A 21026-nucleotide genomic window follows, 5' to 3' on the forward strand; every position below is an offset into this window, starting at 1 on the left:
AGAGCCTGGGGAAGCGTGGTCAGCGCACGCCGCGGATGCGGGACACCGAGACGATGCCGAGCAGTCCGACGACGGCACCGGTGATGAAGAAGCCGCTGTACCCGCCGGTCAGGGCGATGACGCCCGGGGCCGCCGCGGGCACGATCGACTGGGGCAGGGCCTGCGCGATGTTGACGACGCCGAGGTCCTTCGCGTTGTCCTCGTCGGACGGCAGCACGTCGGTGATGAGCGCCAGGTCGACGGCGTAGAAGACGCCCATGCCGGCACCCATCACGAACTCGCCGACCAGGACCATGCCGAGCGACGGCGCGAGCGCGATGATCACGAGCCCGACCACGCCGACGATGCCCGCGATCGCGACGAACAGCTTGCGGCGGCCGAGCTTGTCCGACAGCCAGCCGGCGATCAGCGAGGTGAGCACGATGCCGACGACGTTCCACAGCGTTCCCTGGAACACCGCGTTCGCGACGTGGTCCGGGTCCACGCCGATGTCGTCCCGCAGGAAGTACGTCAGGTAGCTCACCGCGGTGTACTGCGCGGCGACCATCAGGAACCGGGTGAGCCAGGCCCAGCCGAGGTCCGGGTGCTTAACGGGGTTGAAGACGAACGAGCCGAAGACCTGCCCGATGCCGAGCTTCGACGTCGGCCGGTGGGTCAGCACGCGGTCGCGGAACACGAGCGCGTAGAGCACGACGACGATCGACCCGATCGCACCGGGGATGATCATCTGCGTCGCCGAGGTCGAGAAGAGCTGCACGAGGAACGTGCCGCCGACGAGCGCGAGGTTCTGGGAGAGCCCGAGCAGCGCCGCGACCCGGCCGCGCTGGGACCGCGTGACGTGGTCCGGCAGGACCGCGGTCATGGCGGCGATCGTGGCGTTGTAGGCGATCTGCGTGACGCCCCACGCGAGGACGAGCACGACGGTCGAGGTGGTCGTCGCGACGACCACGAGGCCCGCGAAGCCGACCACGGTGCCACCGATGATCCACGGACGACGCATGCCGAGCCTCCCGGCAGTCCGATCGCTGAAGCGACCGGCCAGGGGGTTGGCGACCATCGCGGCGAACGCGCCGACACCGAGTGCCAGGCCGAGCACACCTGCTTGGTTGTCCGGTGCGATCTCGGCGACCTTGAGCGCCATGGCGACCAGCACCGGCGGCAGCAGCGCGATGTACAGGCCGAGCATCGCGATCGGCATGCCGAGCGTGTACATGAGCGGGGCACCTCGGCCGCGCGTGGGTGCGACTGCGGTCGGGGTGTCGTTGACGGTCAGGGCGTCGTTGGCCACTGCAACCTCTTCTCGGGTACGCCACCTGCACCGGTGACTCGCACGCCTTCGTCGGCGGCTCCGCCCACGGTAACACCAAAACCAAGTGCGGCTAGGTTTTCTGTGTGCACTCCGAGCGGTACAGTCCTGCCATGGCACGACGGGGTTCGTACGCGAAGGGCATCGCGAAGCGCGAGGAGATCCTCACGGTCGCGCTCGACCTCGTCGCCTCGCAGGGGTTCCGCCGCACCAGCATCAAGGACATCGCCGACGCCGTCGGACTGACTCAGGCCGGACTGCTGCACTACTTCGACTCCAAGGACGAGCTCTGGGTCGAGATCCTGCGACGACGCGACGAGATGGACCTGCACTACGACTGGCAGGCGCCGGACCCGGCCGCCCTGCTCGCCGCGATCGTCCGGCACAACGCCGAGGTCCCCGGCCTGGTGCAGATGTTCGTCAACCTCTCCGCCGCAGCTGCGACCGACCCCGAGCACCCCGCGCACGCGTACTTCCAAGAGCGCTACGAGCGCAGCCGTCGCGACCTGTCCGCCGACTTCCGCACCATGCAGCAGGACGGACGGCTCCGCGCCGACGTCGATGCCGAGGAACTGACGAGCGTGCTGCTCGCGGTGTCCGACGGCATGCAGATCCAGTGGCTGTTCGACCCGTCGCGGGACATGGCGCAGCACGTCGAGCTCGTGGCCCGGCTCGCGATCGCCCAGGTCGCCCCCACCGCCTGACGCTCCCCCGCCGACGGCCCCGCGCGCTCCCCGCCGACGGCCCCGCGCGTTCCCCGCCGACGCTCCCGCGCGCGCCCCGCCGGAACCAGGTTCCGGACACAGCACCGAGCGATTCCGTGGTGTCGTGTCCGGAACCTGGTTCGCGCGGCGGAGCGGGGTACGGACAGGGCCTGGTCGGGTCAGGCGGCGCCGGGCAGGATGGGGCGTGCCCGGAGGGCGACCCGACGACGATGTGGAGTGACGCGATGACGCGTGTAGTGGTGACCGGCGGCAGCGGCAAGCTCGGACGAGCGGTGGTGCGCGACCTCGATGCGCACGGGTACGACGTGGTGCTGCTCGACCGCGTGCCCTCACCCGACCAGCCCGAGGGCGTGCAGTTCGTCCGGATCGACCTGACCGACTACGGCCAGGTCCTGAACGCCCTGCTCGGCATCGACGACCGGTACGACCACGTGGACGCCGTCGTGCACCTCGCGGCCGTGCCCGCTCCGGGGCAGGTCCCCGACGTGGCGCTCATCACGAACAACGTGACGGCGTCGATCAACGTCTTCCACGCCGCACGCGCCGCGAAGATCAAGAACCTGGTGTGGGCGTCGAGCGAGACCCTGCTCGGCATCCCGATGGGCGATCACCACCCGCCCTACCTGCCCGTCGACGAGGAGTTCGCGGTCCGCCCGCAGTCGTCGTACTCGCTCGGCAAGGCGGTCGAAGAGGAGATGGCCCGCCACTTCACCCGCTGGGACCCGGAGCTGAAGATGATCGGCCTGCGGTTCTCGAACGTGATGGACGAGACCGACTACCCGGCGTTCCCGTGGGACGCCACCCCCGAGGCGAAGACCTTCAACCTGTGGTCCTACATCGACTCGCGTGACGGTGCCCAGGCGGTCCGCAAGGCCGTCGAGGCCGAGCTCACCGGGTTCGAGGCGTTCGTCATCGCGAGCCCCGACACCGTGATGGACACCCCGACGATCGAGCTCGTCGAGCGCTACGTGCCCGACATCGAGCGTCGCGCGGACATCGACGGCGTCAGCTCGCTGCTGTCGTCCGAGAAGGCCCGCGAGCTGCTCGGCTACGCCCCCGAGCACAGCTGGCGCGACGGCCGCTGACAGCGACCGCGCCGTCCGTTCGCTAGGCCGGCAGCAGCAGCCCGTCGAGCACCAGGTCGCGCGCCGCCGGCAACAGGTCGGCGGCGAGCACCTCCTCGTCGACGCCCGTGATCTGCGCGAGCGCGCCGACGATCGCCGCGACGGACAAGTCCCCGTCGCAGGCTCCGACGAACGCGGCGAGCGCCGTGTCCGCGTCCACCCGCCGTCCGAGTCCGCCGCCCTGCACGAGCGACATCACCGTCGGGTCGTCGTTGCCCGGCCAGTAGTAGCGCTCCTCGGTGACGTCGCCCGCCACCGTCAGGTGCGCCGTGGCGAGCGCCACGTCGTCGTGCGCGGCGAGCCACGCCGCCGCGTCCAGGACGCGAGCGACCGTGGCGCCGAGCCCGGCGGGGTTGGAGCCGAGCGTCTCGGGGACGCGCTCGAACCGGCGGAGGCTCGCCGTTCCTCCTGGCAGGGCTCGACGCACCACGACGTACCCGAAGCCGACGCCGGTGACGCGGCGGTCCGCGAAGTCGTCGAGCCAGGCGCCCATGAGCGTGTCGAACTCGGGCGTCCCGGGCTTCGTGCCGCCGTCGCGGATCCAGGTCTCGGCGTACGACGTGGGGTCCTGGCGCTCGCGCTCGATGACCCACGCGTCGAGGTCGGTGTCCGCGAACCAGCTGCGCACACGGTCGAGGCCGTCGACGCCCCAGTGGTACTCCCAGTTGCCGAGCAGCTGCGCGGTCCCACCGGGCTCGAGGTGCTCGGACAGGCCGCGGAGCACGGTCTCGACGAGCGCGTCGCCGACCATGCCGCCGTCGCGGTACTCGTACGAGGGGACGCCCGGCCGACGGGGTGTGATGACGAACGGCGGGTTCGACACGATGCGGTCGAACCGCTCCCCCGCGACGGGCTCGAAGAGCGAACCGTACCGGAAGTCGATCCCGTCGATGCCGTTGAGCTGCGCGTTGAAGCGGGCGATGTCGAGGGCGCGGCGCGAGATGTCGGTGGCGACCACGTGCTCGGCGAAGCGCCGGGCGTGCATGGCCTGGATCCCGCATCCGGTGCCGAGGTCGAGGACCGTGCGGACGGGGACGGGGACCTGCAGGCCGCTCAGCGTGGTGGTGGCGCCGCCGATGCCGAGGACGTGCTCCTCGCTGATCGCGTGGCCGAGGGCGAGTTCGCCGAGGTCCGAGACGATCCACCAGCTGCCGGCGCCGAGGTCGTCGACGAAGGCGTAGGGGCGCAGGTCCACCGTCGGCTCCACGACTGCGGCGTCGGTGTCGCAGACCCGCAGCAGGCCTGCCGCGACCACGGCGTCGAGCCCGGCGGTCGGGAACGCGGCAGCTGCGTCCGCGCGGGACGTCGGCAGCCCGAGCACGAACAGGGTGGCGAGGGTGCCGAGCGGGGATGTCTCACGAGCAGCCAGGGCACGGCGGGCCGCCACTCGCGACCCCCGGTGCAGCGATGCGGCCGCTTCGGTCCCCCAGAGTGCGTCGACCCGGTCGACGGTGAAGCCGGCGGCGTCGAGGTCCGCGGCGAGCGCCGTCGTCACGGCCGGGTCAGCGCCGATGTCGGGCAGCGTGTGCACGGAGTCCCCGGCGCCGGCACCCGCGCCGGCGCCGGGTACCGTGCTCACGACTCGATCCCGTCGCGGAGCAGCGCCGCGGGCACCTGCCAGTCGAGCACCAGGTCGAGCAGCCCCGGGAACCGCTGCTGCACGTCCTCGATCCGGACCCGGCTGATGCGGGTCAGGCCCTCGAGGTGCTGTTCGAGCAGTCCGGCCTCGCGCAGGACCCGGAAGTGGTGGGTGAGCGTGGACTTCGGTCGGTCGATGCCGACCCAGCCGCAGCTCCGTTCACCACCGGCGGCGTCGACGAGGTAGCGGTGCAGGATCGCCAACCGGATCGGGTCGCTCAGGGCGTCCAGGACGACGGGGAGGTCCATCTCGGCCACGGACGGCTGGGGCAGCCGCTCGGGGGCATCGACGTGCGCGGGCATGGACGGGACGCTACCACCGTTCGGCTTGCTGTACGACTTGCGTCGTACTGCGGACTGCGGTACGAATGCAGTCGTACAACGGACCATCGGAAGGATGCTCATGCAGCAGTCAGCTCGCTCGGTCGCCGGGTTCTGGATCCTCGCGGCGATGCTCCTGGTGTCGGTCGCGTCGTCCGCGGTCCCCTCGCCGATCTACCCGGTCTACGCCGCCGAGTGGCACCTCGCGCCGCTCATGCTGACCGGCGTCTTCGCCATCTACGTCGCCGGGTTGCTCGCGAGTCTGCTGATCGCCGGACGGCTGTCCGATCACGTCGGCCGCAAGCCCGTGCTCGTCGCCGGCGGTCTGGGCGTCGCCCTGTCGCTCGGACTGTTCGCGATCGCGGACGGCGTCGGCGCGCTCATCGTCGACCGCATCGTGCAGGGCGTCTCCGTCGGACTCCTGATCGGTGCGCTCGGGGCGGCCCTCATCGACAACTCGCTCGAGCGGCACCCGACCCTGGCCGGCGTGCTGAACGGTGTCATCCCGCCGATCGCACTCGCCACCGGTGCGATGTCGAGCGGTGCACTCGTGCAGTGGGGTCCGGCGCCGGAGCAGCTCGTCTACCTGGTCTTCGGCGCACTGCTCGTGCTCCTCGTGCTGGCGCTGTTCGTGGTCCCCGAGCAGGTCCAACGGCGCCCCGGAGCACTCCGTTCGTTGCGCCCGACGATCAGCGTGCCGCGGAGCTCGCGTCGCTTGTTCCGCGGGGTCGTCGGTTCCCTCGTCGCCAGCTGGGCCCTCGGCGGCATGTTCCTCTCACTCGTCCCCTCGGCCCTCGGTGCCGTGTTCGGCATCACGAACCACTTCGCGGCCGGCGCACTCATCGCCGTCGTCACGGGCGTCGGTGCACTGACCGGGCTCGCGACGCAGCGGATGGACGCTCGTCGCGCCGTGCTCGTCGGGCTCGTCGCCCTGGTGCTCGGGCCGATCGTGACCGTGGCGTTCGTGATGGCCCACTCCCTGCCCGGCCTCGTCGTCGGCAGTGCGATCGCCGGCATCGGCTTCGGTGCCGGGTTCCAGGCGCCGCTGCGGATGCTGCTCGCGACCGCGGCACCGACCCACCGCGCCGGACTGCTCTCGACGATCTACGTCGTCAGCTACCTGGCGTTCGGGGTCCCCGCCGTCATCGGTGGGCTGCTCGAACCGTCGATCGGACTCGTCCCCGTCATCGCCGGGTACGGCGGGTTCATCGTCCTCGCTGCCGTCGTCGCGCTCGTGCTGCAGCTGACGTCGAAGGACGCGGCCGCCGTCGAGGAGCAGGCCGCCGAGGTCATCGAGCGCACCGCCACCGGCTCGATCCGCGTCGCGGCGGAGTAGCGGCCGGCGCCCGGCACCCGCTCGGTGCGAGGTTGGCCACACGGTGCGAGGCCACAGCACCGCACGGAGTGATCAACCTCGCACCAGCTGACGGCTAGTGGCCCGGGTGCGCCGAGTTGGCGCCGCGCGCCCGTCCACGAGCGCGCACCCCGACCGTCCGAGCCGCACCCGTGTGGGCGGCGTCGACGTCGGCCTTGCCCCGGTCGGCAGCATCACGCAGCCGCTTCGGTCCGTGCCGCTTGGCCCAGTCCCAGAAGCGGTGCAGCTGCGCCTTGAGCCACACGATGATCTTGTGGAAGAAGTGGAACTCGCTCGCCAGCACCGTGAGTCCGATGAACACCACGAGCCATCCCGGCCCGGGCAGCGGCACCAGGATGAGTCCGATGATGACGACCAGCCCGCCGACGATGCCGACGAGCACCTTGTAGAAGAGGTGCAGGTGCGGCCTGGCGTGGATCCAGGTCCGCATGTCGTGGAACCACTGGAAACGCTGACGCGGCGCACCGTCGGTCCGGCTCTCGCCGGTTCCGTCGTTCGCGTCGCCGTCCATGCCGAAAACGTAGGGCGTGCGGCTGGGAATCCGCGGCGCACGCGGTGGACGCGCGGTGCGCGTGACGGAGGTCGTGTGGCGGGGATGCGCCGTGCCTCCCGCCCGTCAGCGGGTGTCCGCCGGGAGGCCCGTCACGCGTGGGCGACGCACGTCGCGGCCCACGGCACGGCGACCAATCGGGCCGCTGGGATCGGTTCTCCGCCGACCGCGCAGGTTCCGTAGGTGCCGGCGTCGAGCCGCGCGAGCGCGGCGTCCACCTGCTCGATCCGCTGCCGGGCCGCGTCGCGGACGGCACCGAGCGAGCCGCGCTCCCACGCGAGGGTCGCGCCCTCGGGGTCGTGCTCGTCGTCGGAGTTGGCGTCCTGGCGGGCGTCACTGACGTCGCGCATGCTCCGCTCGACGTCGGCGAGCAGCCGTTCGTTGCGGGCGCGTTCCGTGTCGAGCGCGGTGCGGGGGTCGTCCATGGCGCACACCGTAGTCGTGACGGAATGCCCGACTCTCCGAATGCGTTTGCATCGACATGACGAAGATCGGGTTCCTGTCGTTCGGACACTGGCGCGACGTGCCGGGGTCGAAGGTGCGCAGCGGGCGTGAGTCCCTGGTGCAGGCGATCGACCTCGCGGTCGCTGCTGAAGAGGCCGGCGTCGACGGCGCCTACTTCCGCGTGCACCACTTCGCACCGCAGCAGGCGGCACCGTTCCCCCTGCTGTCCGCGATCGCCGCGAAGACCAGCCGCATCGAGATCGGGACCGGCGTGATCGACATGCGCTACGAGAACCCGCTCTACATGGCCGAGGAGGCCGCGGCGACCGACCTGATCTCCGGCGGACGACTGCAGCTCGGCGTCTCCCGTGGCTCACCCGAGACCGCCCTCGCCGGTTACCAGCAGTTCGGCTACGTGCCGGACGCGTCCGACGAGAACGGTGGCGACATGGCCCGCGCGCACACCAGCGTGTTCCGTCGCGCCGTCGCCGGCGAACCGATGGCGAACGCCAACCCGCAGATGACCGGCTCGGCCGGATCGCTGCCCATCTCCCCGCTCTCCGACTCGCTCGGCGACCGCATCTGGTGGGGCGCCGGCACACGAGCCACCGCCGAGTGGACCGCCGAGCAGGGCATGAACCTGATGTCGTCGACCCTGCTCACCGAGGACACCGGCGTGCCGTTCGACGAACTGCAGGCCGAACAGATCGAACGCTTCCGCCGCGTCTGGGCGGAGTCGGGCTGGGAGCGGACCCCTCGGGTGTCGGTCTCGCGCAGCATCATCCCGATCATCGACGACGAGTCGCGGCACTACTTCGGCGTCCGCGCCCAGGTCGAGGGGCAGGACCAGGTCGGGCACCTCGACGGCGGGCTCGCCCGCTTCGGCCGCTCGTACATCGGCTCACCCGAGGACCTCGTCGCGGAGCTCGCGGCCGACCAGGCCGTCCGCGCTGCCGACACCGTGCTCGTCACCGTGCCGAACCAGCTCGGCGTCGACTTCAACGCGAGACTGCTCGCCGCCGTCAAGGACGTGTTCACCGAGGTCGACGCGGCACCCGTCCCGGCCTGATCTGCTCGGTCAGGCGCTGACGGTCGGCGGCTGCGTCTGCGCCGGCGTCGGCGTCTGGGTCGGCGCAGGCGTCGGCCAGATCAGCCGGAAGCGCTCGCAGACCACCGGCATGTCCGGTTCGAAGCCGCGCGGGTTCTCGGAGTGCGCGCGCCAGTACGCCTCGTGCACCGTGCGCCAGTGCTCGAGAGTCCGGTCTCCTTCGCCTTCGGCGCGCGCGTGCTCGGCCCCGACCGCGTCGAACGGGACGATCCGGACGTCCGTCGTCTCGATGACGGCCCGGGGAACACCGGCGCCGTCGGTCACGATGCTGCACTCACCGGTCGCCGGGAGCGGGTCACCCGTCGCCTCGTAGTCCCAGAGCGATGACGCTGTGCCGTCCTTGACCCCGCGGAGCACCAGGCCGAGCAGCTCGTCTGCCTGCTCCGGAGTGGCACCGAACGACCACGCCTCCGGCACCTCGGCCGGCAGTTCCGAGGCCTCGTCGCGCCGCTCGTTCCAGAAGTCGTCCAGGCTCGCGGTCACCAGCCGACCGTAGCGCACCGCCGGGTGTCCGCACTTGTGCCGACACCCGCCTTGGGACTGTGGCGGCGGGGCGGCGTCCCCTACCGTCGAGGAGCACCATCCGCCGCACCTCGAGGAGTCCCCGTGACACTGCCGGCCGCAGGCTGGTTCCCGGACCCGCAGGACGCCAGTCGTCTCCGCTGGTGGGACGGTCACGCCTGGGGTGCCGCGACCCGTGTCCTGCCGAGTGCTCCGGAACCGGTCCTGCCGATCGTCGTCGCACCTGTCGGTCCCTCGTTCTCCGTGCACACGGCATCGATCCGGACCCACGCGTGGGCGTCCGGCGGCGGTCGCGACCGCCGGCTGTGCGTGTTCACGGTGCTCGCGGTGCTGCTGTCTCTGACGTCGATCCTCATCAACCCACTGGGTGTCTGCAGCGCGTTCGCCCTCGTGTGCGGGCTCGTCGGTGTCGTTCGCCCCGGTGCGACCGGCGGGTGGGCGGTCGCGGCGAGGAGCGCGTCCTCGAGCGCCTTGGTGGTCGCGGTCGCGACGGGCGCGGTGGCGGCGTCGACGCAGTTCCACCTCTTCTGACGCGTCCCGGGCCGTCACCGTCCGACTTCGTGAGCAGAAATGGTCGGGTGCCGACTAGCGACCCGACCATTTCTGCTCACGAAGTGCACGCCCGGGCCCGCCGCGACGAGCCCTACCGCCGCGCCCGCGGATGCGCCGTCTGGTAGACGTCCCGCAGCATGTCCGCCGTGACCATCGTGTAGATCTGGGTCGTCGCGACGCTCGCGTGCCCGAGCAGCTCCTGCACCACGCGCACATCGGCACCGCCCTCGAGCAGGTGCGTCGCGAACGAGTGCCGGAACGTGTGCGGCGACACGTGCGCCTCGAGGCCCGCTGCCCCGGCTGCGGATTGGATCACGAGCCACGCGCTCTGTCGTGAGAGCCGAGCGCCCCGGGCACCGAGGAACAGCGCCGGAGTCGAGGCTCCTCGCGCTGCGAACACCGGACGGGCCCGCACCAGGTAGGCGTCGATCGCCGCCCGCGCGAAACTGCCGAGGGGCACGACCCGCTGCTTGTTCCCCTTGCCGGTGACCTTCACGACGGCGAGACCGTCGGCGTCCGGAGCCGAGTCGTCGGACAGCGTGGTCACGTCGTCCACCGACAACCCCACCGCCTCGGAGATCCGCGCGCCGGTGGCGTAGAGCAGTTCGAGCAACGCCTTGTCCCGCAGCCGCACGGGGTCGTCCACACCGGAAACGCCGTCTGCGGAGACGTCCGTCGACACCGCGCCGAGCAGCCGCTCCATGTCCTCCACCGAGATCGCCTTGGGCAGCCGCATCGGGGCCTTCGGCGGCCGGACGGCGGTACCGGGGTCGAGCGGCAGCCAGCCCTCCCCCGCCGCGAAGGCCGTGAACGACCGCACCGAGCTGAGCATCCGGGCGATCGACCTCGGTGCCAGCGGACCGTCCGGCTTCGTCGCCAGGTAGGTCACGAACTCCGAGACGTCTGCCCGAGCGAGCCGCCCGACGTCGTCGATCGCAGATGCCCCGCCGGCCCGGTCGGCTCCGTCGGAGTGCACCACCGGAGCGGTCGCCAACCACGACGTGAACACCGCGAGGTCACGCCGGTACGCCGACAGCGTGTGCTGCGACAGCCCGCGCTCGATCGCGACGTGCCGCAGGTACGTCTCCGTGGCACGGTCCAGGGGAATCACGACAGCAGGCGCACGGTCAGTGCAGTGCCTCGTCGGGGGCCCCGACCCGGTACCCGGTGAACGTCACGGTCAGGCCGGCTCGCGTCGGAGCTGCACACAACAGTCCGGCCGACACGGCAGCATCGGGATCGAGGTACGCAACCCGCACCAGCCGGGGTTCCTCGTCGTCGGCCCACGCCCGGATGGTCACGGCATCACCGTCGCGGCTGGCCCGGACGGTCACCACACGTCCCACCCACTCCGGCACGGGCGCCACCGACCAGTCCGAGAAGTCACGGGTCACCACGGCGCCGAGCTGCGGCGTCCCGTCGGAGAACTCGACACCGGCCTTGATCCAGTTCCGCTCGTCGACGCGCAGGAAGACACCGGCCTGGTCGAACTGCTCCGTGTAGTCGAGGACGAACGATGCCTCGACCGAGAACGACCCATCGAGGGGCTGCACCAGCGCGTGCTCGGAGTCGTGGACGAACCCGTACGAGGTGGTCCGCCAGGCGTCGCTGCCCTCGACCGCGGTCACGCGCAGCACGTCGCCGTCGAACTCCACGGCCTCGGGCTCGTGCGTCCACGTCGCCGCGTCGACCAGTTCTCGCAGGCTCATGCGCGGCCTCGCTCGAGCGCATCCACCGCGAGCACGGCCACGACCAGCCCGGAGTTGTGCAGCCGACCATCGAGGATCGCCTCCACCAGCTCGGCTCGCGGCACCCACCGCTTCACGATGTCGGCTTCCTCGGCCTCGCGCTCGAACGCCGTCGTCGTGGGCCGCACGCCCCGGGCGCGGTAGACCTGCAGGAACTCGTTGCTCCCGCCCGACGACGTGTTGTACCGGACCAGCGGCTCCCACGTGTCCGCTTCGAGGTCGGCCTCTTCTGCCAGCTCTCGGGCGGCAGCAACCTGGAGGTCCTCGCCCTCGACGTCCAGCAGCCCGGCCGGCAGCTCCCAGTCGCGCACCCGAACCGGGTGTCGGTACTGCTGGATCACGAGGACACGGCCCTCGTCGTCCTCGGCGTAGACCGCGACGGCACCGGTGTGGTCGATGTACTCCCGCACCATCGTCTCGTCGTGGTACGCGATCGCGTCGCGGCGCACGTCCCAGACGGCGCCCTCGTACACGACGGTGGACTCGGTGACCTCGAACGAGGCGGGTTCGTCAGCGATGGGTGCGTCAGTCACGGAACCATCCAAGCACGCGCCCCTCGCGGAACCAGGTTCCGTGGGCGCGACCAGACGACGGACGGGAGGCGCGGTGCCAGCTGGCACCGCGCCTCCCGTCATCGACAACGCGCGTTACGCGACCTGCTCCTCGTTCTGCGGGTCGAACAGGCTGGACGCCTCGTGGCGCTCGATCGCGGCCGCGACGAGCCCCGCGAACAGCGGGTGCGCGTTCGTCGGACGCGAGCGCAGCTCCGGGTGCGCCTGCGTCGCGATGTAGAACGGGTGCACGTCACGCGGCAGCTCGACGTACTCGACCAGGGTTCCGTCGGGCGACGTGCCCGAGAACACCAGGCCGGCGTCCGCGATCTGCTGCCGGTACGTGTTGTTGACCTCGTAGCGGTGACGGTGGCGCTCGGACGCCTCGGGCGCACCGTAGAGCGACTCGGCCAACGACCCGGAGCTGAACGTCGCCGGGTACAGGCCGAGGCGCATGGTGCCGCCCAGGTCGCCACCGGCGATGATGTCCACCTGCTCCGCCATGGTCGCGATGACCGGCGTCGAGGTCTCCGGGTCGAACTCGGTGCTCGACGCGTCGGTCAGGCCGGCCTCGTGGCGGGCGTACTCGATGACCATGCACTGCAGGCCGAGGCACAGGCCGAGCGTCGGGATGCCCTGCTCACGGGCGAAGCGCAGCGCGCCGAGCTTGCCCTCGATGCCGCGCACGCCGAACCCGCCGGGGATGCAGATGCCGTCGACGTCGCCGAGCTGCTTCGCAGCGCCCTCGGGCGTGGTGCAGTCGTCGGAGACGACCCACTTCAGCGTCACCTTCGCGTCGTGCGCGAAGCCGCCGGCACGGAGCGCCTCGGTGACCGACAGGTAGGCGTCCGGCAGGTCGATGTACTTGCCGACGAGGGCGATCGTGACGTCCTTCTTCGGCTCGTGCACGGCACGGAGCACCGGGGTCCACGCGGTCCAGTCGACCGGGCCGGCCTCGAGCTTGAGCGCGTCGACGATGACCTGGTCGAGGCCCTGGTTGTTCAGCAGCGTCGGCAGGTCGTAGATCGACGGGACGTCCACGGCGTTCACCACGGCGTCCTCGTCGACGTCGCACATCAGGGCGATCTTCTTCTTGTTCGAGTCCGACACCGGGCGGTCCGACCGCAGCACGAGGGCGTCGGGCTGGATGCCGATCGAGCGGAGCGCGGCGACCGAGTGCTGCGTCGGCTTCGTCTTCTGCTCACCCGAGGCGTTCATGAACGGCACGAGCGAAACGTGCACGAAGAACACGTTGTTGCGGCCGAGCTCGTGGCGCACCTGGCGCGCCGACTCGATGAACGGCTGCGACTCGATGTCGCCGACGGTGCCGCCGACCTCGGTGATGATGACGTCGGGCTGCGGGTCGTTCTCCGCCTGCTCGCGCATCCGACGCTTGATCTCGTCGGTGATGTGCGGGATGACCTGCACGGTGTCACCGAGGTACTCGCCGCGACGCTCCTTGGCGATCACCGTCGAGTACACCTGGCCGGTCGTGACGTTCGCCGACTGCGCCAGGTTGATGTCGAGGAAACGCTCGTAGTGCCCGATGTCGAGGTCCGTCTCCGCACCGTCGTCGGTCACGAAGACCTCGCCGTGCTGGAACGGGTTCATGGTGCCCGGGTCCACGTTGAGGTACGGGTCGAGCTTCTGCATGACGACCTTGAGGCCGCGAGCCGTCAGGAGATTGCCGAGGCTGGCTGCCGTCAGGCCCTTGCCGAGAGACGAGACGACCCCGCCGGTCACGAAGATCTGCTTCGTCACCTTCGGGGTCGGGGTGTTTGCCTGGGTACCGCTGCTGAGAGTGTCCGCCACGGGATTCCATCGTACGTCAGAACTGCCGGGAGGCGCGACCTCGGTTCGCCGTGGGCGTTGCGCGGGGTGGGTGGCCGGGTGTTCGGGCCGTGCGCGCGTGGGCGCGTGGGCGCGCGTGCTTGCCTGCGTCCCTGCGTGCTTGCCTGCGTGCTTGCCTGCGTGCTTGACTGCGTGCTTGCCGTGCTTGCTTGCGTGCTTGCTTGCGGCCGCGTGGCAGGTCAGGCCGTCTGGCCGGCCACGTCGAGCAGTTCGCGGGCGTGCTCCACGCCGCTCGCGCTGTCGCCGAGCCCCGAGAGCAACCGCGCCATCTCCTGCAGGCGGTCCTCGCCCTCGAGCCGTCGCACGCTCGACGAGGTCACGGCGCCACTCGCGTCCTTCACCACGTTGAGGTGGTTGTTCGCGAAGGCCGCGACCTGCGCCAGGTGGGTGACGACGATGACCTGCGTGCGCTCGGCGAGCTTCGCCAGCCGACGGCCGATCTCGATCGCCGCGGCACCGCCCACGCCCGCGTCGACCTCGTCGAAGACGAACGTCGGCACGGTCGTGCTGCCGGCCATCACGACCTCGATCGCGAGCATCACGCGCGACAGCTCGCCGCCCGATGCCCCCTTGCCGATCGGTCGGGGGTCGGTGCCGGAGTGCGGCTGCAGCAGGATCGACACCTGGTCGCGTCCGTGTCGGCGGTACTCCCCCGCGTCGGTGACCTCGACCACCAGGGTGGCGCCGGCCATCGCGAGCGTCTTCAGCTCGGTCGTGACGCGCTTCGCGAGGTCCGCTGCCGCCTTCGTGCGGGCAGCGGTCAACGCGGCCGCGGCCACCCCGAGTGCCTGTTCGTCCTGCTCGACGGACTGCTGGAGGGCGGCGATGCGGTCGTCGTCGCCGTCCAGCTCGAGCAGGCGGTCGCTCGCCCGCTGCCCGTAGTCGATGACGTCGTCGACGGTCTCGCCGTACTTGCGGGTGAGGCCGGCGAGCAGGGCGCGCCGTTCGTTGATGAGCTCGAGGTCGTGACCGGCCTCGGGCTCGAGCGAGCCGAGGTAGCTGGAGATGCTCGCCGAGGCCTCGGCCGCCTGGATGCCGAGCTCCGTGAGCTGTTCGAGCACGGGCTGCAGGGCGGCGTCGGAGTCGGCGACCCGCTCGACGGCGCGTCGGGCGGACTCGACCAGGCCGACGACGTCGGAGACGCCGTCGAGGGACTCGCTGGACAGGGCCTCGTGCGCCAGGGCCGCGGACAGCCGGAGTTCCTCGAGGTTGCCGAGCCGGTCGGCGCGCTCGGCGAGCTCGACGTCCTCGCCGGGCTGCGGGTCGGCCGCTTCGATCTCGTCCGAGGCAGCGCGGATCCGGTCGGCTTCGGCCACCCGCTCGTCGCGGTCGCGCGTCAGTGTCTCGAGTTCGCCCGTGTGCTGCTGCCACGCGTCGTACGCGGCGACGTACCGGTTCAGGGCCTTCTCGAGGGCCGCCCCGCCGAAGCCGTCGAGCGCCGCACGCTGCGCGGTCGACGAGGTCAGTCGGATCTGGTCGGACTGGCCGTGCACCGTCACGAGCTGGTCCGCGAGTTCACCGAGCACGGCGACGGGAGCGCTGCGGCCCCCGACGGTCGCACGGCTGCGCCCCTCGGCCGAGACCGTGCGCGTGAGGATCAGTTCGCCGTCCTCCACCGTGCCGCCGGCGTCCTCGACGCGTTCGGCGACGGCAGCGTGCTCGGGGACGTTCCACCGGCCCTCGACCACGGCGCTCGAGGCACCACGGCGGACCGAACCGGCGTCCGCCCGAGCACCGAGCAACAGCCCGAGGGCCGTGACGATCATGGTCTTGCCGGCACCGGTCTCGCCCGTGACGACGGTGAACCCCGGACCGAGTTCGAGCGTGGTCTCGCCGATGACCCCGAGGTCACGGATCGCGATCTCCTCGATCATCGGTGGTGCTCCTCGCCTCGGCCGGTCACAGGTGGTCCTCGTCCTCGTCGGTCTGCGGCCCGCGCCACCCGGTGACCGGGAGCCGGAACTTCGCGACCAACCGGTCGGTGAAGGGAGCGTCCTTGAGGCGCGCGACCCGCACGGGGTCCGGCGACCGTCGGACCTCGACGCGAGCGCCCGGCGGCAGGTCGTGCGTCCGGCGGCCGTCGCACCACAGCACCCCGACACCGCTCGTGCGCCGCAGGACCTCGATCGCGAGCGTGCAGTCCGGGCCCACCACGATCGGGCGGGCGAACAGGGCGTGCGCGCTGAGCGGCACCATCAGCAGGGCGTCGACGTCGGGCCAGACGATGGGACCGCCGCCGGAGAACGAGTACGCCGTAGACCCGGTGGGGGTCGACACGACGACGCCGTCGCACCCGAACGAGGACAGCGGGCGACCGTCGACCTCGGTCACCACTTCGAGCATGCGCTCGCGCGAGGCCTTCTCGATGGTGGCCTCGTTGAGCGCCCAACTCGAGTAGACGATCTGGTTGCCGACGACCACGTCGACCTGCAGGGTGACGCGCTCCTCGACGTGGTACTCACCCGACAGGGCGCGCTCGACGGTCTCGGCGAGGGCGTCCCGCTCGCTCTCCGCCAGGAAGCCCACGTGCCCGAGGTTCACGCCGACGATCGGCGCCCGCGTCTCGCGCACGAGTTCTGCCGCACGCAGGATCGTGCCGTCGCCGCCGAGCACGATGACGATCTCGAGCTGGTCCGCCTGGACGTCGACGCCCAGGATGTCGACCTGCCCCACCGAGGCTTCGGCCCGCCGGATGTCGGCGTACTCGTCGAACGGCATCACCGGGATCAGACCGGCGGCGTGCAGGAGGTCGCAGACCTCGACCGCAGCGTCGATCGAGTCACGGCGACCCGTGTGGGAGACGAGCAGGATGTGCCGGTCGTCGCTCATGCGGTCCCCTCTGTGAGTTCGGTTGCCCGGACTCTCCATTCTGTCGGATTGCCACCGACACCACGCTGGAAGCGCGCGAGGTACTCGTGGTTCCCGTGCGTCCCGATGATCGGCGACGCCGCGAGCCCTGTGGTCCCGAAGCCCAGGTCCCATGCGGCCCACAGGACGTTCATCAGGGCGTCGTCTCGGAGCGCCGGATCGTGCACGATGCCCTCGCGCACCCCGCCGCGACCGACCTCGAACTGCGGCTTCACCAACAGGACGAAGTCGTCGGCGGGGACGGCCTCGGCCAGGGCGGGCAGCACGAGCCGGAGCGAGATGAAGGACAGGTCGCCGACCACCAGGGTCGTCTCGGCTGCAGCGCCGTCGAGCGCGAGATAGTCCGACCGGGTCAGGCTGCGGGCGTTGGTGCCCTCGACCACTGCGACACGCTCGTCGACGGCGATCGTGGGGTGCAGTTGCCCGTGCCCGACGTCGAGCGCGATGACCCGGCGAGCACCTCGGGCCAGGAGCACCTGCGTGAAGCCACCCGTGCTCGCACCGACGTCGAGCACCACACGGCCGGACGGGTCGACGCCGAACGCATCGAGCGCCCCGACCAGCTTCTGGGCAGCGCGGGAGACCCACTCGTCGGCCGCGTCGACCACGATGTCGGCAGCCGGCGAGGTCGGGGTGGAGGGCTTCACGACAGGACGACCGTCGACCGTCACCCTGCCGTCCTGGATGAGCTTGGTGGCAGCGGTGCGCGAACGCGCGAGGCCACGTGTCGCGAGCAGGGCGTCGAGGCGGACCGGGGTCGCGTCGGGCACGGCTCCGTCCGGTTCAGGCACTCGCGGTGCCGCCGCTCTCGAGCCGCGTGCGCAGCTCGTCGTGGAGTGCCGAGAACGCGTCTGCACGTTCGACGAGCGGCAGGGTCTCGGCCGCCGAGGTGCGCGCGGCGAACTCGTCCTGCGGTTCCAGGTCGGCGGACGGCTGCTCGGGGTTCGGCACGTCCGACACGCTACTCGCCGCCGTACAGCTGCGGGTCCACGTCGAGGCCGTAGATGGCCAGACCGGACTCCCAGATCAGCGCTGCGCCGGCACGGAGCCGATCGATGTCGCTGCCGGCGTCGAGCACCCGCACCACGTGCCCCCGCATCGCCACGGTGGCGCTGCCGACGGTGACGTACCGCGTGCCGTCGTCGTCCTGCCGCCGGACGGTCACCGGGTAGGGCTCGGACAGACCACGGAGGTCCTCGAGCACGAACAGTGGACGCGAGCGCTGATCGGCCGCGAGCACCTGCTTCGCCTGGTCGATGCCGGTGAGCACGAGGACGCTCGGGATCCCGACGTCGTTCGCCCCCTTGATGTCGGTGTCGAGACGGTCGCCGATGAACAGTGTCTTCCCACCGCCGAACCGCTCGACCGCGGCGTCGAAGATCGGGCGCTCCGGCTTGCCGGCGACCACGGGCATCCGCCCCACGGCCTGGTGGACCGCGGACACGAGCGTGCCGTTGCCGGGGGCGATGCCGCGTTCGACCGGGATCGACCAGTCCATGTTCGTGGCGACCCACGGGATCGCCGGGTCGGCCAACGCGAACGACGCCTCGGCCAGTTCCTTCCACCCGAGGTCCGGGGAGAAGCCCTGGATGACCGCGGCCGGGGAGTCCTCGGCACTGGTCGTCACCGTGAAGCCGGCGGCCTCGACGATGCTCGACAGTCCCAGCCCACCGGTGACGAGCACCGTCGCGCCGGCGGGCACCAGCGTCGACAGGAGCTGCACGCCCGCCTGCGACGACGTGACGACGTCGTCCTCGGACACCTCGAGCCCGTAGCGCTCGAGGTGCTCTGCGACGTCGATCGGTCGTCGGGACGCGTTGTTGGTGATGTACCCGACCCGTGCGGTCAGCGAGGCCCGTGTGAGCGCCTCGACCGCGTGCGGGATGGCGTTGCGCCCCCGGTAGACGACGCCGTCGAGGTCCGTGAGCACCACGTCGACGCCGTCCGTCGGCGCGGTCGGGACGTCAGTCGGCTGCGGAGCCGTCGACGTCGCGGGGGTTGTCGTCGTCGAGTTCGCCGGGCTCGTCGGCGTCGCCGGGTTCGCCGACGACGTCGGGCTCGGCGAGGGCTGGCTCGTCGTCGTCGAGGTCGGCGTCGTCGTCGAGCTGGTCGGTGTCGTCGAGCTCGCCGGCGTCTCCGTGTTCTTCGACTTCGAGCGTTTCCTCGACCACATCAACTGTCTCCCAAGCGTTCTCGTCGGCGGCTTCGGCGAGAGCCGCTGCCGCACGGTCGACACGGGCCCACCACTCGTCGGCCTCGTCCTGGCGGCCGAGCTCTTCGAGCGTGGCCGCGTAAGCACTGTAGAGCGCCGGTGACCACGTGTAGGCCGTGGACGGGTCCAGCTGTGGAATCTCCAGCTCGCCCAGGGCAGCTGTGGGGTTCCCGAGGTCGATGCGTGCGCCGGACATCGCGATCGCGAGTTCGACCTGCACCGCGGTGTCGAGCGCGGCACGCTCCACCGAACGGCCGAGTTCGAGCGCACGCTCGGGGCGGCCGAGGCCTCGTTCGCAGTCCACCATCATCGGGAGCTGGTCGTTGCGGCCGGAGATGCGCCGGTAGGTGCGGAGCTCGCGCAGCGCGGTCGCGAAGTCCCCCAGGCGGTACGCCGTGATCGCAGCGGTCTCGCGGACGACACCGACGCGTCCGGCACGGCGGGCGGCGCTCAGGGCGTGCTCGTTCGCCAGAGCGGGGTCCTCGTCGACGAACAGCGCCGCGGCCACGAGGTGCCGGGCGACCCAGTCGGCGTTGTCCTTGCTGAGCGTCTTCAGCTCCATGCGCGCTGCGGGGTCGAGGTCGCGCGCATCGATCTCGTCGGGGATGTCCGGGTCGTCGTGGCGCGGACGGATCGACTTCGTGCCGTACGGGTCGCGGTCTTCCCAGTCGTCGCGGGCTGCCTCGCCGAACCGTGCGCCGGCGTGACGCGTCCCGTCGCCGAAGCGGCGTCGGTCGTCGCCACCGTCCTGACGCGGGCGGTCGCCACCGCGGGCCGGACGGTCCGAAGCACCCCGGAAGGACGGACGGTCGCCGTCACGACGCGGACGGTCGGCGTCGCGGGCCGGACGCTCGCCGTCGCGGGCCGGACGGTCGGAACCACCGCGGTACGCGGGACGGTCGGAACCACCGCGGTACGCGGGACGGTCGCCGTCACGACGCGGACGGTCCGATGAACCGCCACGGTACGACGGACGGTCGCCATCACGAGCCGGGCGGTCAGAGCCGCCGCGGTACGGGCGGTCTCCATCGCGAGCAGGACGGTCGGAACCACCGCGGTACGCGGGACGGTCGCCATCACGACGCGGGCGATCCGAGCCGCCCTGGTACGGGCGGTCACCATCACGACGCGGACGATCCGAACCACCCTGGTACGGGCGGTCACCATCACGACGCGGACGATCCGAACCACCACGGTAAGCAGGACGATCGCCGTCGTGGGCGGGACGGTCCGAGCCACCGCGGTAGGCCGGCCGGTCGCCACCGCGGGCGGGACGGTCGGGACGGTCCGACCCACCGCGGAACGCGGGACGGTCACCATCACGACGCGGACGATCCGAACCACCACGGTAGGCGGGACGGTCACCATCACGCGCGGGGCGATCCGAACCATCACGGTAGGCGGGACGGTCACCATCACGCGCGGGGCGGTCCGACCGGAACGGACGGTCCCCGTCGCGGCGCGGACGCTCAGCACCGCGGGGGCCGTCGCCGCGCGGCGGACGGCCGGAGTCGCCGCGATCGCTCCGCCACGACGGACGATCATCACGGTCTCCGGAGCGGAACGGACGGTCGCCACCGCTCCGCGGCGCACTGTCGCGACGTGCAGCGCCGTCGCGGAACGGACGGTCGGAGCGCTCAGGACGGTCACGACGGTCATCCTCACGGCGTTCGAAGTCACGCGGACCGGACGACCAACGGCCTCCGCTCGCAGCGTCTCCGCGCGGACCTCCGTCGCGTCGAGGGGCTCGGTCGTCCCGTCGGGGTCGGTCTCCCCGGTCGCCGTCGTTCCGCCGCTCGTCGTCGTTCGCCACCGTTGCTCCTCATCGCGTGCCCGAGCCGAAGGCCGGGCGTTCGTCCGCTGTGTCGTTGTGTTGGGTGCCGCGTCGGTCGGACCGACGTTCGAGCTCCAGTCCATCACGAACCGGAGCCGACGTCGAGCGACGAGCGGCAAAACAGAAATGGCCACCGGCCACCACCGTGAACGAGGGTCTCCCCTGCGAATTCACGATGGAGGGCCGATGGCCACATCTTCTTACGTTAAGTCCGGCGGCGTCCTACTCTCCCACAAGGTCCCCCTTGCAGTACCATCGGCGCTGAGAGGCTTAGCTTCCGGGTTCGGAATGTGACCG

At 71.2% G+C, this 21026-nt stretch carries 22 protein-coding genes and 1 rRNA gene; 5 read left to right on the top strand and 18 right to left on the bottom strand.

What is annotated here, in order from left to right; all coding sequences use genetic code 11:
• Positions 1-19 precede the first annotated feature (19 nt).
• Positions 20-1288: an MFS transporter gene (locus tag EDF28_RS18655; protein WP_243648859.1), complete on the bottom strand. Its 1269-nt coding sequence runs from the start codon at positions 1286-1288 to the stop codon at positions 20-22.
• A 131-nt stretch (positions 1289-1419) separates the two neighbouring features.
• Here EDF28_RS18655 and EDF28_RS18660 point away from each other — a divergent pair, with 131 nt between their 5' ends.
• Both EDF28_RS18660 and EDF28_RS18665 read left to right on the top strand, forming a co-directional pair.
• The gene (locus EDF28_RS18660) at positions 1420-2010 is read left to right on the top strand and encodes a TetR/AcrR family transcriptional regulator (protein WP_123939386.1); all 591 of its coding nucleotides are present in this window, start codon (positions 1420-1422) and stop codon (positions 2008-2010) included.
• Between the two features lie 245 nt (positions 2011-2255).
• Positions 2256-3116 carry an NAD(P)-dependent oxidoreductase gene (locus EDF28_RS18665; protein ID WP_123939387.1) on the top strand — a complete coding sequence of 287 codons (861 nt, stop codon included), beginning with the start codon at positions 2256-2258 and terminating at the stop codon, positions 3114-3116.
• Between the two features lie 22 nt (positions 3117-3138).
• On the opposite strand, the gene EDF28_RS18670 is transcribed toward EDF28_RS18665, so the two are convergent.
• Positions 3139-4686, bottom strand: coding sequence for a methyltransferase (locus EDF28_RS18670; RefSeq protein ID WP_260155093.1), 1548 nt, complete (start codon positions 4684-4686; stop codon positions 3139-3141).
• Positions 4687-4730: 44 nt separating this feature from the next.
• On the bottom strand, positions 4731-5096 hold the full coding sequence (locus EDF28_RS18675) for a helix-turn-helix transcriptional regulator (protein WP_123314349.1): 366 nt from the start codon (positions 5094-5096) through the stop codon (positions 4731-4733).
• 100 nt (positions 5097-5196) lie between these two features.
• Between EDF28_RS18675 and EDF28_RS18680 the strand changes: the two genes are divergently transcribed.
• On the top strand, positions 5197-6450 hold the full coding sequence (locus EDF28_RS18680) for an MFS transporter (RefSeq protein ID WP_123939388.1): 1254 nt from the start codon (positions 5197-5199) through the stop codon (positions 6448-6450).
• A gap of 94 nt (positions 6451-6544) precedes the next feature.
• Here EDF28_RS18680 and EDF28_RS18685 read toward each other — a convergent pair whose 3' ends face one another.
• Both EDF28_RS18685 and EDF28_RS18690 read right to left on the bottom strand, forming a co-directional pair.
• Positions 6545-7000: a TIGR02611 family protein gene (locus EDF28_RS18685; protein WP_260155090.1), complete on the bottom strand. Its 456-nt coding sequence runs from the start codon at positions 6998-7000 to the stop codon at positions 6545-6547.
• A gap of 131 nt (positions 7001-7131) precedes the next feature.
• A complete protein-coding gene (locus EDF28_RS18690; protein ID WP_123939389.1) occupies positions 7132-7464 on the bottom strand; it encodes a TraR/DksA C4-type zinc finger protein in 333 nt (110 codons plus the stop codon).
• 56 nt (positions 7465-7520) lie between these two features.
• Between EDF28_RS18690 and EDF28_RS18695 the strand changes: the two genes are divergently transcribed.
• Entirely contained in the window at positions 7521-8552 is a 1032-nt protein-coding gene (locus tag EDF28_RS18695; RefSeq protein ID WP_395875480.1) for an LLM class flavin-dependent oxidoreductase, read from the top strand.
• Between the two features lie 9 nt (positions 8553-8561).
• On the opposite strand, the gene EDF28_RS18700 is transcribed toward EDF28_RS18695, so the two are convergent.
• Positions 8562-9074 carry an ASCH domain-containing protein gene (locus EDF28_RS18700; protein WP_260155091.1) on the bottom strand — a complete coding sequence of 171 codons (513 nt, stop codon included), beginning with the start codon at positions 9072-9074 and terminating at the stop codon, positions 8562-8564.
• A gap of 123 nt (positions 9075-9197) precedes the next feature.
• On the opposite strand from EDF28_RS18700, the gene EDF28_RS18705 reads away from it, so the two are divergent.
• Positions 9198-9644 carry a DUF2510 domain-containing protein gene (locus tag EDF28_RS18705; protein WP_185094303.1) on the top strand — a complete coding sequence of 149 codons (447 nt, stop codon included), beginning with the start codon at positions 9198-9200 and terminating at the stop codon, positions 9642-9644.
• Between the two features lie 112 nt (positions 9645-9756).
• Here the strand turns inward: EDF28_RS18705 and EDF28_RS18710 are convergent, their stop codons facing one another.
• From EDF28_RS18710 to rrf, 12 genes are all read right to left on the bottom strand, one after another.
• Complete coding sequence (locus tag EDF28_RS18710) at positions 9757-10773, bottom strand: site-specific tyrosine recombinase XerD (protein WP_123939411.1); 1017 nt, start codon at positions 10771-10773, stop codon at positions 9757-9759.
• A gap of 19 nt (positions 10774-10792) precedes the next feature.
• Positions 10793-11374 (bottom strand): DUF1349 domain-containing protein, encoded by a 582-nt coding sequence (locus EDF28_RS18715; protein WP_123939393.1) that lies wholly within the window; start codon positions 11372-11374, stop codon positions 10793-10795.
• The gene (locus EDF28_RS18720; protein WP_260155092.1) at positions 11371-11946 is read right to left on the bottom strand and encodes an NUDIX domain-containing protein; all 576 of its coding nucleotides are present in this window, start codon (positions 11944-11946) and stop codon (positions 11371-11373) included. The genes EDF28_RS18715 and EDF28_RS18720 overlap by 4 nt, the downstream gene beginning before the upstream one ends.
• A gap of 114 nt (positions 11947-12060) precedes the next feature.
• Entirely contained in the window at positions 12061-13776 is a 1716-nt protein-coding gene (locus EDF28_RS18725) for a CTP synthase (RefSeq protein ID WP_185094304.1), read from the bottom strand.
• A gap of 218 nt (positions 13777-13994) precedes the next feature.
• Positions 13995-15689, bottom strand: coding sequence for a DNA repair protein RecN (recN, locus tag EDF28_RS18730; RefSeq protein ID WP_123939395.1), 1695 nt, complete (start codon positions 15687-15689; stop codon positions 13995-13997).
• A gap of 25 nt (positions 15690-15714) precedes the next feature.
• Entirely contained in the window at positions 15715-16644 is a 930-nt protein-coding gene (locus EDF28_RS18735) for an NAD kinase (RefSeq protein ID WP_111086586.1), read from the bottom strand.
• Positions 16641-17453, bottom strand: coding sequence for a TlyA family RNA methyltransferase (locus EDF28_RS18740; protein WP_243650133.1), 813 nt, complete (start codon positions 17451-17453; stop codon positions 16641-16643). The genes EDF28_RS18735 and EDF28_RS18740 overlap by 4 nt, the downstream gene beginning before the upstream one ends.
• Before the next feature lie 13 nt (positions 17454-17466).
• Complete coding sequence (locus EDF28_RS19370) at positions 17467-17634, bottom strand: hypothetical protein (RefSeq protein WP_159572718.1); 168 nt, start codon at positions 17632-17634, stop codon at positions 17467-17469.
• A 10-nt stretch (positions 17635-17644) separates the two neighbouring features.
• Positions 17645-18616: an HAD-IIA family hydrolase gene (locus tag EDF28_RS18745; RefSeq protein WP_123294974.1), complete on the bottom strand. Its 972-nt coding sequence runs from the start codon at positions 18614-18616 to the stop codon at positions 17645-17647.
• Positions 18617-18647: 31 nt separating this feature from the next.
• Positions 18648-19457 (bottom strand): hypothetical protein, encoded by an 810-nt coding sequence (locus EDF28_RS18750; RefSeq protein WP_123939397.1) that lies wholly within the window; start codon positions 19455-19457, stop codon positions 18648-18650.
• A complete protein-coding gene (locus tag EDF28_RS18755) occupies positions 19448-20545 on the bottom strand; it encodes a hypothetical protein (RefSeq protein ID WP_123939398.1) in 1098 nt (365 codons plus the stop codon). The genes EDF28_RS18750 and EDF28_RS18755 overlap by 10 nt, the downstream gene beginning before the upstream one ends.
• A gap of 393 nt (positions 20546-20938) precedes the next feature.
• Positions 20939-21026, bottom strand: a 5S ribosomal RNA gene (gene rrf / locus EDF28_RS18760); the annotation flags it as partial.

The sequence above is a fragment of the Curtobacterium sp. PhB137 genome (assembly GCF_003814955.1).
GTDB lineage: Bacteria > Actinomycetota > Actinomycetes > Actinomycetales > Microbacteriaceae > Curtobacterium.